This is a genomic window from Pseudomonas sp. NFPP25 (assembly GCF_900116505.1).
In the GTDB taxonomy this organism is placed as follows: Bacteria; Pseudomonadota; Gammaproteobacteria; order Pseudomonadales; family Pseudomonadaceae; genus Aquipseudomonas; species Aquipseudomonas protegens.
Window position 1 is genome coordinate 305,415 of record NZ_FPBG01000006.1, and the last position, 17,287, is coordinate 322,701.

Below are 17,287 nucleotides of genomic sequence, written 5' to 3' on the forward strand. Positions count from 1 at the left end.
TGGAATTACTCTGCGGTATGAGCGTCGGTGGCGCAGGCGGGTTTGCCAGCAGCGTATTTAAGACTGGGGTCGACCAGCGCATCGAAGCGTTTCAGGGCTTCGGAGCCGATCAGGAGCGGGTATTGGAATGCGCTGCGGTCGGTCAAGTTCACTTCGATGCTGCGCAAGGCGCTGCCCATGCAGACATCCAGGGCGATGACCGGCCGTGCGGTGTAGTTCTTGTCCTCATCGGGGTCGTAGTCGCCGGCACGGCGCTTGATCTTGCTGACCCGGGCCAGAGGCCGTTCGATGGGATGGGAATGGGCGGCGTCGATCGCCAGGTAGAAACGCACCCAGGACTCGCCATTGCGCTTGAAGCGCTTGATGTCGCGGGCACTCAGGGAAGCGGTCTTGGCCCCGGTGTCGAGCTTGGCCGCGACCTCCAGGTCGATGCCGGACAGCCGAGCGTATTCATTCAAGCCGTAGACAGTCTTGCCGGCGGCGGCGCTGATGCCGGGCAGGGCAAGCAGGCAGAGCAGTAGGGGAAGGGCCTTGAGTCTCATAGATCCTGATGGGCATGGGTTCTTCAGTTCAAGGCGACCGGCATTGCTGCGCAAGCTCCCTCGTATGCGTGCCATAAAAAGATGACAGGCCAATGCGGGCGGCATTCTAGCATGCTGGTTTTATGGCGCCAGCGCCGGGGGCGGGCCTTTTGTCTTGTCCTGGCGCTTAGGGTTATTAGACGATTGTCGACAATCTCTATTTTTCCTTTGACTGTTTTCGGTGTATTGGCTAATTTTTGCCTCATTGATTTTAAAGGTGTCGACAATATGCTGGGTCAACTCGAACACCCGATGCAGGCACAGGACGATTCTGAAACCCTGTCCGAAAACGTCTTCCGGCGGATCCAGGCGGCCATCGTCAAGGGCGAGATCGCCCCAGGCAGCAAGATCTCCGAGCCTGAACTGGCGCGCACCTACGGCATCAGTCGCGGCCCGCTGCGCGAGGCCATCCACCGCCTGGAAGGTCAGCGCCTGCTGGTGCGGGTGCCCCATGTCGGCGCCCGGGTGGTGTCCCTGAGCCATGCCGAGCTGATCGAACTCTACGAAATCCGTGAGTCCCTGGAAGGCATGGCCTGTCGCTTGGCGGCCGAGCGCATGACCACCGAGGAAATCGACGAACTGCGCCGGGTGCTCGATACCCACGAACGCGATGCGGCGTTCCAGGCCGGCGTCGGCTACTACCAGCAGGAAGGGGACTTCGACTTCCACTACCGGATCATCCAGGGCGCCGGCAACCGCACCCTCACGCAGATGCTCTGCGGCGAGCTGTATCAATTGGTGCGCATGTACCGCATCCAGTTTTCCGCGACCCCCAATCGCCCGCACCAGGCCTTTGCCGAACACCACCGGATTCTCGATGCCATTGCCGATCGCGACGGCGAACTGGCCGAGTTGTTGATGCGCCGCCACATCGGCGCCTCGAAACGCAATATCGCGCGTCACTACCAGGACAGCGCCCATCAGACAGCCACTCCACGAGGTGAGTCATGAGTTCCAACAAGAGCACTCCAGGCCAGCGTTTCCGCGATGCGGTCGCCAGCGAACAGCCGTTGCAAGTGGTCGGCGCGATCAACGCCAACCATGCCCTGCTGGCCAAGCGCGCCGGTTTCAAGGCCATCTACCTGTCGGGCGGCGGGGTCGCTGCCGGCTCCCTCGGCGTGCCTGACCTGGGCATTACCGGTCTGGACGACGTCCTCACTGATGTGCGTCGTATCACCGACGTCTGCGACCTGCCGCTGCTGGTGGACGTGGACACCGGTTTCGGGTCGTCGGCCTTCAACGTGGCGCGTACCGTCAAGTCGATGATCAAGTTCGGCGCCGCGGCGATCCATATCGAAGACCAGGTCGGCGCCAAGCGCTGCGGTCACCGCCCTAACAAGGAGATCGTTTCCCAGCAGGAAATGGTCGACCGCATCAAGGCCGCGGTGGATGCTCGTACCGACGACAGCTTCGTGATCATGGCGCGCACCGACGCCCTGGCGGTGGAAGGCCTGGAGTCGGCCCTGGAACGCGCCGCGGCGTGCATCGAGGCCGGCGCCGACATGGTGTTCCCGGAAGCCATCACCGAGCTCGAGATGTACAAGATCTTCGCCGATCGGGTGAAAGCCCCGATCCTGGCCAACATCACCGAATTCGGCGCCACCCCGCTGTACACCACCGAACAGTTGAAATCCGTGGATGTTTCCCTGGTGCTGTACCCGCTGTCGGCGTTCCGTGCCATGAACAAGGCCGCAGAAAACGTCTACACCGCGATCCGTCGCGACGGTACCCAGCAAAATGTGATCGACACCATGCAGACCCGCATGGAACTGTACGAGCGCATCGATTACCACAGCTTCGAGCAGAAGCTCGATGCGCTGTTCGCGCAGAAGAAAGGCTGAATCAATCCCTGTGGGAACGAGCTAGCTCGCGATGGCCGTCAGCGATAACGCGCAGCCCCTGATTCGCTGGGGCGCGCGGGCCCGGATCGCGAGCAAGCTCGCTCCTGCACTGTCGGGGGAGCCCCGACCCGTGAAGTTGCCAAGTCCCTAACAAATTCAAGATTGGAGAGAGCAATGGCCGAAGCAAAAGTATTGAGTGGTGCAGGTCTGCGCGGCCAGGTGGCCGGGCAAACCGCGCTGTCCACCGTGGGCCAGGCCGGTGCCGGGTTGACCTACCGCGGCTATGACGTGCGCGAACTGGCGGCCGATGCGCAGTTCGAGGAAGTCGCCTACCTGTTGCTGTACGGCGACCTGCCGACCCAGGAACAACTGGCCGCCTACAGCGCCAAGCTGAGCAAGCTGCGCGACCTGCCACAGGCGCTGAAGGAAGTGCTGGAGCGCATACCGGCCCAGGCCCATCCGATGGATGTGATGCGTACCGGTTGCTCGTTCCTGGGCAATATCGAGCCGGAGAAGGATTTCTCCCAGCAGCACGACGTCACCGACCGCCTGCTGGCGGCCTTCCCGGCGATCATGTGCTACTGGTACCGCTTCAGCCACGAAGGCGTGCGCATCAATTGCGTCAGCGACGAGCAGACCATCGGTGGCCACTTCCTGCACCTGCTGCATGGCAAGAAGCCCAGTGACTTGCACGTCAAGGTGATGAACGTCTCGCTGATCCTCTATGCCGAGCACGAATTCAATGCCTCCACCTTCACCGCCCGGGTCTGTGCCTCGACCCTGTCGGACCTCTATTCCTGTGTCACCGCGGCCATCGGTTCGCTACGCGGCCCCCTGCACGGCGGCGCCAACGAAGCGGCCATGGAGCTGATCGAGCGCTTCCAGAGCCCCGAGGAGGCGACTGCCGAGTTGCTGCGGATGCTCGAGCGCAAGGACAAGATCATGGGCTTTGGCCATGCGATCTACAAAGACAGCGACCCGCGCAACGAGGTGATCAAGGGCTGGTCGCAGAAGCTGGCTGACGAAGTCGGTGACAAGGTGCTGTTCCCGGTGTCCGAAGCCATCGACAAGACCATGTGGGAGCAGAAGAAACTCTTCCCCAATGCCGATTTCTACCACGCCTCGGCGTACCACTTCATGGGCATCCCGACCAAGCTGTTCACACCGATCTTCGTCTGCTCGCGCCTGACCGGCTGGGCCGCCCACGTGTTCGAGCAGCGTGCCAACAACCGCATCATTCGTCCAAGCGCCGAGTACATCGGCGTTGAACAGCGCAAGTTCGTGCCAATCGAGCGCCGCTGACCGGGAGGGCGCCGGTACTGTTGATTGAATGCACCGCAGCACCTGCAGGAGCGAGCTTGCTCGCGATAGCGATGGACCAGCCGACAGCGATGTCGGACCTGATTCAGTCATCGCGAGCAAGCTCGCTCCTACAGGGGATAGATGCCCATTCAACACGGTGCCAGGCGCTCCCTTTGAAACTACCGTGACCGAGCCCTGACCATGAACAGTGAATTTCGCAAGACGCTGCCCGGCAGCCAACTGGACTATTTCGACGCCCGGGCGGCGGTCGATGCGCTTAAGCCAGGCGCCTACGACAGCCTGCCCTACACTTCCCGCGTACTGGCGGAAAACCTGGTGCGCCGCTGTGATCCGGCAACCCTCAACGCTTCCCTCGGCCAACTGATCGAACGCCGCGACGACCTGGACTTCCCCTGGTTCCCGGCCCGTGTGGTGTGCCACGACATTCTTGGCCAGACCGCACTAGTGGACCTGGCCGGCCTGCGCGACGCCATCGCCGACCAGGGCGGTGACCCGGCGCTGGTCAACCCGGTGGTGCCGACCCAGTTGATCGTCGACCACTCCCTGGCGGTGGAGTGCGGCGGTTTCGACCCGGACGCCTTCGACAAGAACCGCGCCATCGAAGACCGGCGCAACGAAGACCGGTTCCACTTCATCAACTGGACCAAGAAGGCCTTCAAGAACGTCGATGTGATCCCGCCCGGCAACGGCATCATGCACCAGATCAACCTGGAGAAAATGTCCCCGGTGATCCAGGTGCTCGACGGTTTGGCCTTTCCTGATACCTGCGTCGGCACCGACAGCCACACCCCCCACGTGGATGCGCTGGGGGTGATCGCCATCGGCGTGGGCGGCCTGGAAGCCGAGAGTGTCATGCTCGGCCGCGCCTCGTGGATGCGCCTGCCGGACATCATCGGCGTCGAGCTCACCGGCAAGCTGCAGCCGGGCATCACCGCCACCGACATGGTGCTGGCGCTGACCGAGTTCCTGCGCAAGCAGAAAGTGGTGGGGGCCTGGCTGGAATTCTTTGGCGAAGGTGCCGCGGCGCTGACCCTGGGCGACCGCGCCACCATCTCCAACATGGCCCCGGAATACGGCGCCACGGCGGCGATGTTCTACATCGACCAGCAGACCATCGACTACCTCAAGCTCACCGGCCGTGAAGACGAACAGGTGCGCCTGGTAGAGAGCTACGCCAGGCACACTGGGCTGTGGGCCGACAGCCTGAAGAGCGCACGCTACGAGCGCGGCCTGCAGTTCGACCTGTCGTCGGTGGTACGCAACATGGCCGGGCCGAGCAACCCGCACGCCCGGGTCGCCACCAGCGACCTGGCGGCCAAGGGCATCGCCGGGCAGTGGTCCGAAACCCCGGGGCAGATTCCGGACGGCGCGGTGATCATCGCCGCCATCACCAGTTGCACCAACACCAGCAACCCGCGCAACGTGATCGCCGCCGGCCTGCTGGCGCGCAACGCCAACAAGCTGGGGCTGACCCGCAAACCATGGGTCAAGTCGTCCCTGGCCCCGGGTTCGAAAACCGTGGCCATGTACCTGGAAGAGGCCGGCCTGGGCCATGAGCTGGAGCAACTGGGCTTTGGCGTGGTGGCTTTTGCCTGCACGACGTGCAACGGCATGTCCGGCGCCCTGGACCCGGTGATCCAGAAGGAAATCATCGACCGCGACCTGTACGCCACCGCCGTGCTCTCGGGCAACCGCAACTTCGATGGGCGCATCCACCCTTACGCCAAGCAGGCGTTCCTGGCTTCGCCGCCGCTGGTGGTGGCCTACGCCATTGCCGGCACCATCCGTTTCGATATCGAAAAGGACGTGCTGGGCCTGGACGCCAACGGTCGGGAAATCCGCCTCAAGGACATCTGGCCGAGCGATGAAGAGATCGACGCGGTAGTCAAGGCGGCGGTCAAGCCGGAGCAGTTCCGCAAGGTCTACATCCCGATGTTCGCCATCCACGAAGACACCGGCCCGAAAGTCGAGCCGCTGTATGAATGGCGCCCGCAGAGCACCTATATCCGTCGTCCGCCGTACTGGGAAGGGGCCCTGGCCGGTGAGCGCAGCCTGACCGGGATGCGCCCGCTGGCGGTGTTGCCGGACAATATCACCACCGACCACCTGTCGCCGTCCAACGCCATCATGGCGGGTAGCGCGGCCGGCGAGTACCTGGCGAAAATGGGCCTGCCGGAAGAGGACTTCAACTCCTACGCGACCCACCGTGGCGACCACTTGACCGCTCAGCGCGCGACCTTCGCCAACCCGAAGCTGTTCAACGAAATGGTCCAGGAAAACGGCAAGGTCAAGCAGGGCTCCCTGGCGCGAATCGAGCCGGAAGGCAAAGTGACGCGGATGTGGGAAGCCATCGAAACCTACATGCAGCGCAAGCAGCCGCTGATCATCGTTGCCGGTGCCGACTACGGCCAGGGCTCGTCCCGCGACTGGGCAGCCAAGGGCGTGCGCCTGGCGGGGGTGGAAGCCATCGTCGCCGAAGGCTTCGAGCGCATCCACCGTACCAACCTGGTGGGCATGGGCGTGCTGCCGCTGGAGTTCCTCGCGGGCACCGACCGCAAGACCCTGGGTATCGACGGCACTGAAACCTACGACGTGATCGGCGCGCGCACGCCTCGGGCGCAACTGACCCTGGTGATCAACCGCAAGAACGGCGAGCGGCTCGAGGTACCGGTGACCTGCCGCCTCGACACCGCCGAAGAGGTATCGATCTACGAGGCGGGCGGTGTGCTGCAACGCTTCGCCCAGGACTTCCTGGAATCGGCAGTAGCCAGCTAAGCAACGTACCGGGGGCGGGCCGCAAGGCGCCGCCCCCGGTCATTATCGGGACCTGAAATTCATGGCATTCGTAGCGCAGATCAAGATTCCCGCCACCTACATGCGTGGCGGCACCAGCAAGGGCGTGTTCTTCAACCTGCAGGACCTGCCCGAGGCGGCCCAACTGCCGGGCGCAGCCCGTGACGCCCTGCTGTTGCGGGTGATCGGCAGCCCCGATCCCTATGACAAGCAGATCGACGGCATGGGCGGCGCCACGTCCAGCACCAGCAAGACGGTGATCCTGTCCAGGAGCATCAAGGCCGACCACGACGTCGACTACCTGTTCGGCCAGGTGGCCATCGACAAGGCCTTTGTCGACTGGAGCGGCAACTGCGGCAACCTCTCGGCGGCAGTGGGCTCCTTCGCCATCAGCAGCGGCCTGGTGAACCCGGCGCGCATTCCGCAGAACGGCGTGGCGGTGGTGCGCATCTGGCAGGCCAATATCGGCAAGAGCATCATCGCCCACGTGCCGATCACCAACGGTGAGGTCCAGGAAACCGGCGACTTCGAGCTGGACGGCGTGACTTTCCCGGCGGCCGAAGTGCAGCTGGAGTTCCTTGACCCTGCGGCCGAGGAAGAGGGTGCGGGCGGTTCGATGTTTCCCACCGGCAACCTGGTGGACGACCTGGAAGTGCCCGGTGTCGGCACCTTCAAGGCGACCCTGATCAATGCCGGGATTCCGACGATCTTCGTCAACGCGGCAGACATCGGCTATCGCGGTACCGAGCTGCAGGGCGATATCAATGGCGACCCCAAGGCCCTGGCGATGTTCGAGACCATCCGCGCCCATGGCGCCCTGCGCATGGGCCTGATCAAACACCTGGATGAAGCCGCCCAGCGCCAGCACACGCCGAAAGTGGCCTTTGTCGCCGCGCCTGCGGACTACCAGGCCTCCAGCGGCAAGGCGATCAAGGCCGGGGACGTCGACCTGCTGGTGCGGGCCATGTCCATGGGCAAGCTGCACCACGCGATGATGGGCACCGCGGCGGTGGCCATAGGTACCGCCGCGGCGATTCCCGGGACCCTGGTCAACCTGGCGGCCGGTGGTGGCGCGCGCAGCGCGGTACGTTTCGGTCATCCCTCGGGCACCTTGCGCGTCGGCGCCGAAGCCACCCGGAGCGGCGGTGACTGGACGGTGGTCAAGGCCATCATGAGCCGCAGCGCGCGGGTGCTGATGGAAGGCTGGGTGCGAGTGCCCGGCGACAGTTTCTAGGAAGAGAAGCGCTTGCTGTGGAGGGGCTTGCTGTCCAGCGGGAGCAAGCTCCCTCGCCACAGCCGCTGGTTGTGATTGAATCGCTGAGCAGGCGCAGACCTGCGATGCCGTTATTGACCTGAACCTGTCACTGAGGAATCGACACCACCTACCATCCTGTACTGGAGTGAAGCGCTCATGAGCAGCAACGTTGACCTGAACAACCGTCCCGATTACGACCAGGTCCTGCAGGACATTGCCGATTACGTCCTGGATTATTCCATCGACTCCCGAGAAGCCCTCGATACCGCACGCAATTGCCTCATGGACACCCTGGGCTGCGGCCTGCTGGCCCTGCGTTTTCCCGAATGCACCAAGCACCTGGGGCCGATCGTCGAAGGCACCGTGGTGCCTTTCGGTGCCCGGGTGCCCGGTACCAGCTATCGCCTCGACCCGGTGAAGGCGGCCTGGGACATCGGCTGCATCGTGCGCTGGCTGGACTACAACGACACCTGGCTCGCGGCCGAATGGGGCCACCCCTCGGACAACCTCGGGGGAATTCTCGCGGTGGCCGATCACCTGTCACAAAAGCGCGTGGCCAATGGCGAAGCACCGCTGACCATGAATGATGTGCTCAAGGCCATGATCATGGCCCATGAGATTCAAGGCGTGATTGCCCTGGAAAACTCCTTCAACCGTGTCGGCCTCGATCATGTGCTGCTGGTGAAAGTGGCTTCCACCGCAGTGTGCGCCAAGCTGATGGGGGCCAATCGCGAGCAGTTGCTGGCGGCACTGTCCCAGGCCTTTGTCGATGGCCAGGCGCTGCGTACCTATCGCCATGCACCCAATGCCGGTTCGCGCAAATCCTGGGCGGCGGGGGATGCCTCCAGCCGTGGAGTGCGCCTGGCGGATATCGCCCTGCGTGGCGAGATGGGCATTCCCGGCGTCCTGACGGCGCCGCAGTGGGGCTTCTATGACGTGCTGTTCAGCCATACCAACAAGGACCTGGCGCTCAAACCCGAGGGCCAGCGGCAGTTCAGCCTGACGCAGAAATACGCCAGCTACGTGATGGAAAACGTGCTGTTCAAGATCAGTTTCCCGGCAGAATTCCATGCGCAAACGGCCTGCGAAGCGGCGGTGACCTTGCATCCTCTGGTGCGCAACCGCCTGCACGAAATCGACCGCATCGTCATCACCACCCATGAGTCGGCGATCCGCATCATTTCCAAGGTCGGGCCGCTGGCCAATGCCGCCGACCGCGACCACTGCCTGCAATACATGACCGCCGTGCCCCTGGCCTTCGGCACCCTGGTGGCCGAGCATTACGAGGACGATTTCCATGCCGCGCATCCGATCATCGATCAGTTGCGCGAGAAGATGCACATCGTCGAAGAGCCTCGCTACACCCGTGAATACCTGGAGGCCGACAAGCGCTCCATTGCCAATGCGATCCAGGTGTTCTTCAAGGACGGCTCCAGCACCGAGCAGGTCGCGGTGGAATACCCCATTGGCCACCGGCGCCGCCGCGCCGAAGGCATCCCGCTGCTGGAAGACAAGTTCAAGGCCAACCTGGCCACGCGTTTCACGGCCCAGCGTTCGACGCAGATTTTCCAGCTGTGCAAGGATCAGGCGCGGCTTGAGGCGACGCCGGTGCACCGGTTCGTCGACCTGCTGGTGATCTGAAACCCACCCGTGTAGGGGCGAGCTTGCTCGCGATGAACGTCAATGATGACGCGGGCTCGCTGGGCGGACGCGGTGTCCTTAAAGCCTTCGCGAGCAAGCTCGCTCCTACAGAATCTCTTTAGCGTCGGGCGGGCTTTCCGGACAGCCATTTGTCCAGGGGCAGTTTGGTGATGGCGAAACCGCCGAGCAAGGTCGAGGAATACAGCAGCAGGTCCCGGGACAGGCTCTGGCCTTCGTACCAGGCGCCGATGATCACCGCGAACACCGGAAAAATGATGAACACGAAGGACAGGATCACCGGGTTCAGTCGTTTCAGCAGGAAAAAATAGACAATGAACCCACCCACCGAAGCCGCCAGCCCCAGATACAGCAGGGCGCCCCAGGAACGCGGGCTGATGGCGGAAAAGTCCGGGTGCTCGATCCCCAACCCCGCCAAGCACAGCAGTAGACCGGCGATGCCGATCGGCAAGGTGTTGTAGGTGATGACGCTGATGGCGCTGCCGTGTTTCTTGGTGACCACGTAACACAGTGCATGCAGCAGCGCCGCGCCGAGAATTGCCAGTACTCCCGAGAGTTCATTGTGGTCGCTGAGCAGGCCCTGGCCGCGAATGATCTGGAACAGGCTGGCAAAGCCGATGGCGATGCCGAGCAGTTGCGCCAGGTGAATCTTCTCCCGCAGCAGCAGGGCGGAAAAAATCAGGATGAACACCGGCATGCAACTGAACAGCAGCGCGGTCAGGCCGGAGGAAACGTGTACCTCGCCGTAGTTGAGCAGGGTGTAGGGCAGGCTGAAGTAGCACAGGGTGACGAATACCAGGAAGCCCCGGCTGCCCTTGGGAAACATCAGCGGCTCGCGGCGCAGCCAGGCAAAACAGGCGAACAGCGGAAAGGCAATCAGAAAGCGCAGGCCGGCGGCGGTCAGTGGCGGCACGCTTTGCACCGCAATCTTGATGCCCAGCCAGGTGGTGCCCCAACTCAGGCAGACAATCAGGAACAGGGTGCAGGTCACCAGGGTGGCAAGCCAGGGGCGGGGCAGGGCCCGGGTGTCGGATATGACGGTGCTGTTATTCACGCAGGCATTCCTTTCGTGATGAGAAATTGACCTCTATATTGGGCGAGTCATTTGCGGTAATTGAGCCCTTGAGCAACGCTATTGGTGAAAATGATGGCTGTCAAAGTAAGTATTGACACAGTGTCAATGATGCGTTCCGCATTGCAGGAAGGGGTGGGCGCCAAATACAAGCGACTGGCCGAGACCCTGGAAAAGGCCATTGCCGACGGTACGCTGGCCCCCGGTAGCAAACTGCCGCCCCATCGCCTGCTGGCGGACAAGCTGGGCGTGACCATTGGCACCATCAGCCGCGCGTACGCCGAGCTGGAACGCCTGGGACAGGTGGTGGCACGGGTCGGCGATGGTACTTATGTGCGCCAGGACGGTTTGCAGCGCCAGCGCGACAGCGGCTTTCGCAACGTCGCCGAGGAGCCGGAGGCGCTGTTCGACATGAGCCGCAACACCCATATTCCCGGCCAGGAAAGCCATTTCATCGCTCAGGGCTTGCGGGCATTGGCAGAAGATCCTTTGGGACTGCAGCAAATCGCCCGTTACAGCGCCGAGGCCGGTCTGGTGCGGTATCGCGCCGCGGGTGCGCGCTGGCTGACCCAGGATGGCCTGCAGGCGGATCCCGAGCAGGTGATTTGCGTCAACGGCGCCCAGCACGGCTTGCATGTCGCCTTGCTGGCACTGCTCAAGCCCGGCGATACCCTGGCCACTGAACACCTGACCTATCCGGGCTTGATCAGCACGGCGCGAATGTTGGGCATCAAGCTCCTGGGGTTGCCGATGGACGCACAGGGGCTGTTGCCGGAGGCCCTGGACGAAGCGTGCCGGCAGCACCGCATTTCAGCGCTGTATTGCACCCCGACCCTGCAAAACCCCACGGCTGCGGTGCAGTCCGCTGCGCGGCGCGAGGCCGTGGCAGAGCTCTGTCGCCGGCATAACCTGTTGATTCTGGAGGATGAAACCCACGCCGTGCTGATGGAGCGGCGCCCGGCGCCCCTGGCCCATTTCGCAGCGGAGCGCACGGTGCTGATCAGCAGCCTGAGCAAGGCCGTGGCGTCAGGGCTGCGGGTCGGTTTCCTGCATGCGCCGTCGCCCCTGGTGGGACGTTTGGCCGCAGCGGTACGCGCCACCTGCTGGATGGCCACGCCTTTGCCGCTGGAGCTGGTAGCGGGCTGGATCGACACGGGAGTTGCCGAGCGCCTGCGTCAGCAGCAGATGGCCGAAATCGCCCGGCGCAAGGAGCTGGTCACGGAGGTGTTGCAGGGGCTGGAGTGGCGCAGTCCGGAGGGTTGCCCGCATTTCTGGATCAGGGTTCCGGAGCCGTGGCGTGCCTCTGAAATCGAGGCGGATCTCAAGCATCAGGGATACCTGGTGGCCACTGCCGAAGCCTTTGCCGTGGGCCAGGCGGCGGTGCCGCAATTCGTCCGGGCCAGTGTCTGCAATACCTCCGCGGATGATCGTCGGCTGCAGGACGGCTTTGCCGCGTTGGCCGCGGCCTTGAAGCAGGAGAGTGGGCTGTCCCGCTGGTAGGGCGGCAGGCGAGGGGCAGTGCGGGCCTCGCCTTCGGTCGCGCAGAGGTTACTTGAAGCGCCGTTCCACGCCTTTTTCCACGAGGATCTTGGCCGAGATCTCTTCCACCGAGAAATGGGTGGAATTGATGTGGGGGATGTTTTCGCGGCGGAACAGGTTTTCCACTTCGCGCACTTCGAATTCGCACTGGGCGTAGCTGGAATAGCGACTGTTGGGCTTGCGCTCGTTGCGGATCGCGGTGAGGCGGTCGGGGTCGATGGTCAGGCCGAACAGCTTGTGCTTGTGGGCGCGCAGGGCATTGGGCAGCTGCAGGCGCTCCATGTCTTCCTCGGTCAGCGGGTAGTTGGCCGCGCGGATGCCGAATTGCATGGCCATGTACAGGCAGGTCGGGGTCTTGCCGCAACGCGACACGCCCACCAGGATCAGGTCGGCCTTGTCGTAGTAGTGGGTGCGGGCGCCGTCGTCGTTGTCCAGGGCGAAGTTCACCGCCTCGATCCGCTCCATGTAGTTGGAGTTGTGGCCAATGGAGTGGGATTTGCCGACGGAGTAGGAGGAATGTTCGCTCAACTCCTGTTCCAGGGGCGCGAGGAAGGTCGAGAAGATGTCGATCATGAAACCATTGGAGGTCGCGAGGATCTCACGAATGTCCTGATTGACGATGGTGTCGAAGATAATCGGGCGATGGCCGTCTTTTTCGGCGGCTATATTGATTTGTTGTACCATGGCCCGCGCTTTTTCCATGCTGTCGATATACGGCCGCGTGAATTTGCTGAAGGTAACGTTTTCGAACTGCGCCAACAGGCTCTGGCCGAGGGTTTCCGCTGTGATGCCGGTACCGTCGGAGATAAAGAAAGCAGATCGTTTCATTTGCGGCTTGGGCCTTAAGCTAGTGACGATTCTTGGATATGATAGGCGCGATTTGTCGGCCGGGAATGGCCCGCATTCTCACTTATTTTCCAGGTCCAGGCCATATAGCGGGCAAACGCTCCCTGGAGCAGCCGGCTTCTGAGCTTTTCCAACACAGTTAGTGGAGAGATCACCTTGGTAGAGTACGTAGTTTCCCTCGATAAGCTCGGCAAACACGATGTTGAGCATGTGGGGGGCAAGAACGCATCCCTGGGCGAGATGATCAGCAACCTCGCAGGTGCGGGCGTATCGGTCCCTGGTGGCTTCGCCACGACAGCTCAGGCTTATCGTGATTTTCTTGAGTTGAGTGGTCTGAACGACCAGATCCATGCAGCGCTCGATGCGCTGGATGTCGATGACGTCAACGCCCTGGCCAAGACCGGCGCGCAGATCCGTCAGTGGATCATGGAGGCCGAGTTCCCCGAGCGCCTCAACACCGAGATCCGTACCGCCTTCGCCGCACTGTCGGCGGGCAATCCCGACATCGCCGTGGCCGTGCGTTCCTCGGCCACCGCCGAAGACTTGCCGGACGCCTCCTTTGCCGGCCAGCAGGAAACCTTCCTCAATATCCGTGGCGTGGACAATGTGATTCGCGCTGCCAAGGAAGTGTTCGCCTCGCTCTTCAACGACCGCGCCATTTCCTACCGCGTGCACCAGGGGTTCGACCACAAGCTGGTGGCCCTGTCTGCCGGTGTGCAGCGCATGGTGCGTTCGGAAACCGGCACCGCCGGCGTGATGTTCACCCTCGACACCGAATCGGGCTTCCGTGACGTGGTATTCATCACCGGCGCCTATGGCCTGGGTGAAACCGTGGTCCAGGGCGCGGTAAACCCGGACGAATTCTACGTCCACAAGAACACCCTTGAAGCCGGTCGTCCGGCCATCCTGCGCCGCAACCTGGGCAGCAAGGCGATCAAGATGATCTACGGCGACGAAGCCAAGGCTGGTCGCTCGGTGAAAACCGTGGACGTGGACGCCGCCGATCGCGCGCGTTTCTGCCTGAGCGATGCTGAAGTCAGCGAGCTGGCCAAGCAGGCGATGATCATCGAGAAGCACTATCAGTGCCCGATGGACATCGAATGGGCCAAGGACGGCGACGACGGCAAGCTGTACATCGTCCAGGCTCGTCCGGAAACCGTGAAGAGCCGTACCCAGGCCAATGTCATGGAGCGCTACCTGCTCAAGGAAACCGGCACCGTGCTGGTGGAAGGCCGTGCCATCGGCCAGCGCATTGGCGCCGGCAAGGTGCGGATCATCAAGGACGTGTCCGAGATGGACAAGGTCCAGGCCGGCGACGTGCTGGTCTCCGACATGACCGACCCGGACTGGGAACCGGTGATGAAGCGCGCCAGCGCCATCGTCACCAACCGCGGCGGCCGGACCTGCCACGCAGCAATCATCGCTCGCGAGCTGGGCATTCCGGCAGTAGTGGGTTGCGGCAACGCCACCGAGCTGCTGAAAGATGGCCAGGGCGTGACCGTTTCCTGCGCTGAAGGCGACACCGGTTTCATCTTCGAAGGCGAACTGGGCTTCGACATCAAGCAGAACTCGGTGGATGCCATGCCGGAGCTGCCGTTCAAGATCATGATGAACGTCGGCAACCCGGACCGTGCCTTCGACTTCGCCCAGCTGCCGAACGCCGGCGTGGGCCTGGCCCGCCTGGAGTTCATCATCAACCGCATGATCGGCGTGCACCCCAAGGCACTGCTGAACTACGCCGGGCTGCCACAAGAGATCAAGGACAGCGTCGACAAGCGTATTGCCGGCTACCACGATCCTGTGGACTTCTACGTCGACAAGCTGGTTGAAGGCATCAGCACCCTGGCTGCGGCGTTCACACCGAAGAAGGTCATCGTGCGTCTGTCGGACTTCAAGTCCAACGAATACGCCAACCTGATCGGTGGCAAGCTCTACGAGCCGGAAGAAGAGAACCCGATGCTGGGCTTCCGCGGTGCTTCGCGTTACATCAGCGAATCCTTCCGTGACTGCTTCGAGCTCGAATGCCGCGCCCTGAAGCGCGTGCGCAACGAGATGGGCCTGACCAACGTCGAAATCATGGTGCCGTTCGTGCGCACCCTGGGCGAGGCCAGCCAAGTAGTTGATCTGCTGGCTGAAAACGGCCTCAAGCGCGGCGAGAACGGCCTGCGCGTGATCATGATGTGCGAACTGCCGTCCAACGCCATTCTGGCTGACGAGTTCCTCGAGTACTTCGATGGTTTCTCCATCGGCTCCAACGACCTGACCCAACTGACCCTGGGCCTGGACCGTGACTCGGGGATCATCGCCCACCTGTTCGACGAGCGTAATCCTGCGGTCAAGAAGCTGCTGGCCAATGCCATTGCCGCCTGCAACAAGGCTGGCAAGTACATCGGCATCTGCGGCCAGGGGCCTTCGGACCACCCGGACCTGGCCAAGTGGCTGATGGAGCAGGGCATTGAAAGCGTTTCGCTGAACCCGGACTCGGTACTGGAAACCTGGTTCTTCCTGGCTGAAGGTCAAGGCGCGGCGTAATCGGTGAGTGCAGAGCCGGTCGGTCGCAAGGCTGGCTGGCTCTTGAAGATTCAAGCAGGGCGTGCTTCTTCTGGATGCCGCCCTTTTTTGTGCAAGAAGAATATGCAAAGCAGCAGCAACCTATTTCCGGTCGCCTTGATCAGTGCCGAGCGTCGAGGCGACCTCAGCGAAGATGTCTATCGCTTGAAGCCCGGCAACAGTCCCGACCCTTCCGTGGAGTTGGCCGTTACCCGCCTGGGGCTGGCCGATGAGCCTGAAGCCCGGGGGATCCCCGTGGTCCTGCTGCATGGCAGCTTTTCCAATCGACGTTTCTGGTATTCGCCCAAGGGCATCGGGCTGGGGGCCTATCTGGCCCGCGCGGGATTCGATGTGTGGATTCCTGAAATGCGCGGTCACGGTTTGTCGCGCCGCAATGCCGACTACCGCAAGAACCGTGTCGCCGACTACGCTCGGTACGATTTGCCGGCAATTGCCGCCTTCGTCCGTGAGCAAAGTGTGCAGGTTCCCCATTGGATCGGTCATTCCCTGGGCGGCACTACCCTGGCGGCCGCCTTGGGCGGGCAGTACCTGGGTGATGCGGGCGTGGCTTCGGCGGCGTTTTTCGGTACCCAGATCAGCCGTACCTACTGGCCCTTGAAGATCCCGATGGTGGAGTGGGGTGGACGCCTGGTGATCAAGCGCTTTGCCCAGCTGTCCGGCTCGCGGCTCAAGCGCGGCCCCGAGGACGAGCCCATCGGGCTGGCTCTGGAGAGCATGCGCTGGCATGGATTGTTTGGTCGTTTTGGCGATGCCGACAAGGATTGGTGGGCGGGCCTGGCGCAGGTTACGGTGCCGGCACTGGCAGTCAGTGCCGCAGGGGATCATCAGGATCCGACCTGGGCCTGTCGCAAGTTGTTCGAGCAGTTGGGCAGCGAGCAGAAACAATTTGTCTGCCTGGGGCGCGAGCAGGGATTCAGCGGTAATTTCGGTCACGTCGAGATGCTGGTGAGCAAACCGGCGCAGACTGAGGTCTGGCCGCTGGTCGCGTGCTGGCTCAAGGATCAGCAGGCTCCATTGCTGGTTTCTGTTGCCGAACCCGTGGCTGCGGTTTGAGGCGAAGGCTCTGACAAGGGCATTTCGCTCGATAGCGCTTGCGGCTAAGATATGACGCATTGCGCTGTTCTGGTCACATTCAGTTATTGAGTCGGCTTTCCGTTCCGCTGGCCTGGCTGCGAAAATACGGGGCTGGCGGGTTCGCTCATCAGGCCTTGCAGGTTAAACATCTGCGGTCTGGGCGCGTATCTATATAAGGCAGCACCGACACCTTCGATCGTGTTCTTTCTGTTACAGGAGTTTCTCGATGAACCATTACCTCACTCCCGACCTGTGCGACGCCTACCCGGACCTGGTGCAGGTGGTAGAGCCGATGTTCAGCAATTTCGGTGGTCGCGATTCCTTTGGCGGTGAAATCGTCACCATCAAGTGCTTCGAGGACAACTCGCTGGTCAAGGAACAAGTGGAACTCAAGGGGCAGGGCAAGGTGTTGGTGGTGGATGGTGGCGGCTCGCTGCGCCGCGCCCTGCTGGGCGACATGCTGGCCGAGAAAGCCGCAAAAAACGGTTGGGAAGGGTTGGTGATCTACGGTTGCATCCGTGATGTGGATGTCATCGCCCAGACCGATCTTGGCGTCCAGGCCCTGGCCAGCCACCCGATGAAGACTGACAAGCGCGGCATCGGCGACCTCAATGTGGCGGTGACCTTTGCCGGTGTGACTTTTCGTCCTGGCGAGTATGTCTACGCCGACAACAATGGCGTGATCGTTTCGCCAAGCCCGCTGAAAATGCCTGAATAAACAATCGACCTGACA

The 17,287-nt window shown here is 62.5% G+C and carries 13 protein-coding genes; 10 read left to right on the forward strand and 3 right to left on the reverse strand.

The annotated features are described in order from the left end of the window. Nucleotides 1-5: 5 nt before the first annotated feature. Nucleotides 6-542, reverse strand: coding sequence for a retropepsin-like aspartic peptidase RloA (locus tag BM382_RS24590; RefSeq protein ID WP_011060179.1), 537 nt, complete (start codon nucleotides 540-542; stop codon nucleotides 6-8). 267 nt (nucleotides 543-809) lie between these two features. Between BM382_RS24590 and BM382_RS24595 the strand changes: the two genes are divergently transcribed. The 6 genes from BM382_RS24595 to prpD all read left to right on the forward strand — a co-directional run bounded on the left by BM382_RS24595 (nucleotide 810) and on the right by prpD (nucleotide 9,434). Continuing rightward, complete coding sequence (locus tag BM382_RS24595) at nucleotides 810-1,532, forward strand: GntR family transcriptional regulator (RefSeq protein ID WP_065363437.1); 723 nt, start codon at nucleotides 810-812, stop codon at nucleotides 1,530-1,532. Then, nucleotides 1,529-2,422, forward strand: coding sequence for a methylisocitrate lyase (prpB, locus tag BM382_RS24600; protein WP_011060181.1), 894 nt, complete (start codon nucleotides 1,529-1,531; stop codon nucleotides 2,420-2,422). The genes BM382_RS24595 and prpB overlap by 4 nt, the downstream gene beginning before the upstream one ends. Nucleotides 2,423-2,596: 174 nt before the next feature. Next, nucleotides 2,597-3,724: a bifunctional 2-methylcitrate synthase/citrate synthase gene (prpC, locus tag BM382_RS24605; RefSeq protein ID WP_011060182.1), complete on the forward strand. Its 1,128-nt coding sequence runs from the start codon at nucleotides 2,597-2,599 to the stop codon at nucleotides 3,722-3,724. A 201-nt stretch (nucleotides 3,725-3,925) separates the two neighbouring features. Further along, on the forward strand, nucleotides 3,926-6,520 hold the full coding sequence (gene acnD / locus BM382_RS24610; protein WP_072444165.1) for a Fe/S-dependent 2-methylisocitrate dehydratase AcnD: 2,595 nt from the start codon (nucleotides 3,926-3,928) through the stop codon (nucleotides 6,518-6,520). Nucleotides 6,521-6,581: 61 nt separating this feature from the next. Beyond that, nucleotides 6,582-7,772, forward strand: a complete 1,191-nt coding sequence (gene prpF / locus BM382_RS24615) for a 2-methylaconitate cis-trans isomerase PrpF (protein ID WP_011060184.1) — start codon at nucleotides 6,582-6,584, stop codon at nucleotides 7,770-7,772. 177 nt (nucleotides 7,773-7,949) lie between these two features. Further along, nucleotides 7,950-9,434 carry a 2-methylcitrate dehydratase gene (gene prpD / locus BM382_RS24620; protein ID WP_011060185.1) on the forward strand — a complete coding sequence of 495 codons (1,485 nt, stop codon included), beginning with the start codon at nucleotides 7,950-7,952 and terminating at the stop codon, nucleotides 9,432-9,434. 118 nt (nucleotides 9,435-9,552) lie between these two features. Here the strand turns inward: prpD and BM382_RS24625 are convergent, their stop codons facing one another. Continuing rightward, nucleotides 9,553-10,506, reverse strand: a complete 954-nt coding sequence (locus BM382_RS24625; RefSeq protein WP_065363439.1) for a DMT family transporter — start codon at nucleotides 10,504-10,506, stop codon at nucleotides 9,553-9,555. 93 nt (nucleotides 10,507-10,599) lie between these two features. On the opposite strand from BM382_RS24625, the gene BM382_RS24630 reads away from it, so the two are divergent. Beyond that, nucleotides 10,600-12,024, forward strand: coding sequence for an aminotransferase-like domain-containing protein (locus BM382_RS24630; protein WP_072444264.1), 1,425 nt, complete (start codon nucleotides 10,600-10,602; stop codon nucleotides 12,022-12,024). Nucleotides 12,025-12,072: 48 nt separating this feature from the next. On the opposite strand, the gene BM382_RS24635 is transcribed toward BM382_RS24630, so the two are convergent. Continuing rightward, a complete protein-coding gene (locus tag BM382_RS24635) occupies nucleotides 12,073-12,891 on the reverse strand; it encodes a posphoenolpyruvate synthetase regulatory kinase/phosphorylase PpsR (RefSeq protein WP_011060188.1) in 819 nt (272 codons plus the stop codon). 174 nt (nucleotides 12,892-13,065) lie between these two features. On the opposite strand from BM382_RS24635, the gene ppsA reads away from it, so the two are divergent. The 3 genes from ppsA (at nucleotide 13,066) to rraA (ending at nucleotide 17,272) form a co-directional block, all read left to right on the forward strand. Then, entirely contained in the window at nucleotides 13,066-15,441 is a 2,376-nt protein-coding gene (ppsA, locus tag BM382_RS24640; RefSeq protein WP_011060189.1) for a phosphoenolpyruvate synthase, read from the forward strand. A gap of 102 nt (nucleotides 15,442-15,543) precedes the next feature. Then, nucleotides 15,544-16,533, forward strand: coding sequence for an alpha/beta fold hydrolase (locus BM382_RS24645; RefSeq protein WP_011060190.1), 990 nt, complete (start codon nucleotides 15,544-15,546; stop codon nucleotides 16,531-16,533). A gap of 247 nt (nucleotides 16,534-16,780) precedes the next feature. Next, nucleotides 16,781-17,272, forward strand: a complete 492-nt coding sequence (gene rraA, locus BM382_RS24650; protein ID WP_011060191.1) for a ribonuclease E activity regulator RraA — start codon at nucleotides 16,781-16,783, stop codon at nucleotides 17,270-17,272. Nucleotides 17,273-17,287: the final 15 nt, after the last annotated feature.

Coding starts and splice junctions, on each gene's coding strand:
- BM382_RS24590 (WP_011060179.1), bottom strand. CDS start 542: ATGAGACTCAAGGCCCTTCCCCTACTGCTCTGCCTGCTTGCCCTGCCC.
- BM382_RS24595 (WP_065363437.1), top strand. CDS start 810: ATGCTGGGTCAACTCGAACACCCGATGCAGGCACAGGACGATTCTGAA.
- prpB (WP_011060181.1), top strand. CDS start 1,529: ATGAGTTCCAACAAGAGCACTCCAGGCCAGCGTTTCCGCGATGCGGTC.
- prpC (WP_011060182.1), top strand. CDS start 2,597: ATGGCCGAAGCAAAAGTATTGAGTGGTGCAGGTCTGCGCGGCCAGGTG.
- acnD (WP_072444165.1), top strand. CDS start 3,926: ATGAACAGTGAATTTCGCAAGACGCTGCCCGGCAGCCAACTGGACTAT.
- prpF (WP_011060184.1), top strand. CDS start 6,582: ATGGCATTCGTAGCGCAGATCAAGATTCCCGCCACCTACATGCGTGGC.
- prpD (WP_011060185.1), top strand. CDS start 7,950: ATGAGCAGCAACGTTGACCTGAACAACCGTCCCGATTACGACCAGGTC.
- BM382_RS24630 (WP_072444264.1), top strand. CDS start 10,600: ATGGCTGTCAAAGTAAGTATTGACACAGTGTCAATGATGCGTTCCGCA.
- BM382_RS24635 (WP_011060188.1), bottom strand. CDS start 12,891: ATGAAACGATCTGCTTTCTTTATCTCCGACGGTACCGGCATCACAGCG.
- BM382_RS24645 (WP_011060190.1), top strand. CDS start 15,544: ATGCAAAGCAGCAGCAACCTATTTCCGGTCGCCTTGATCAGTGCCGAG.
- rraA (WP_011060191.1), top strand. CDS start 16,781: ATGAACCATTACCTCACTCCCGACCTGTGCGACGCCTACCCGGACCTG.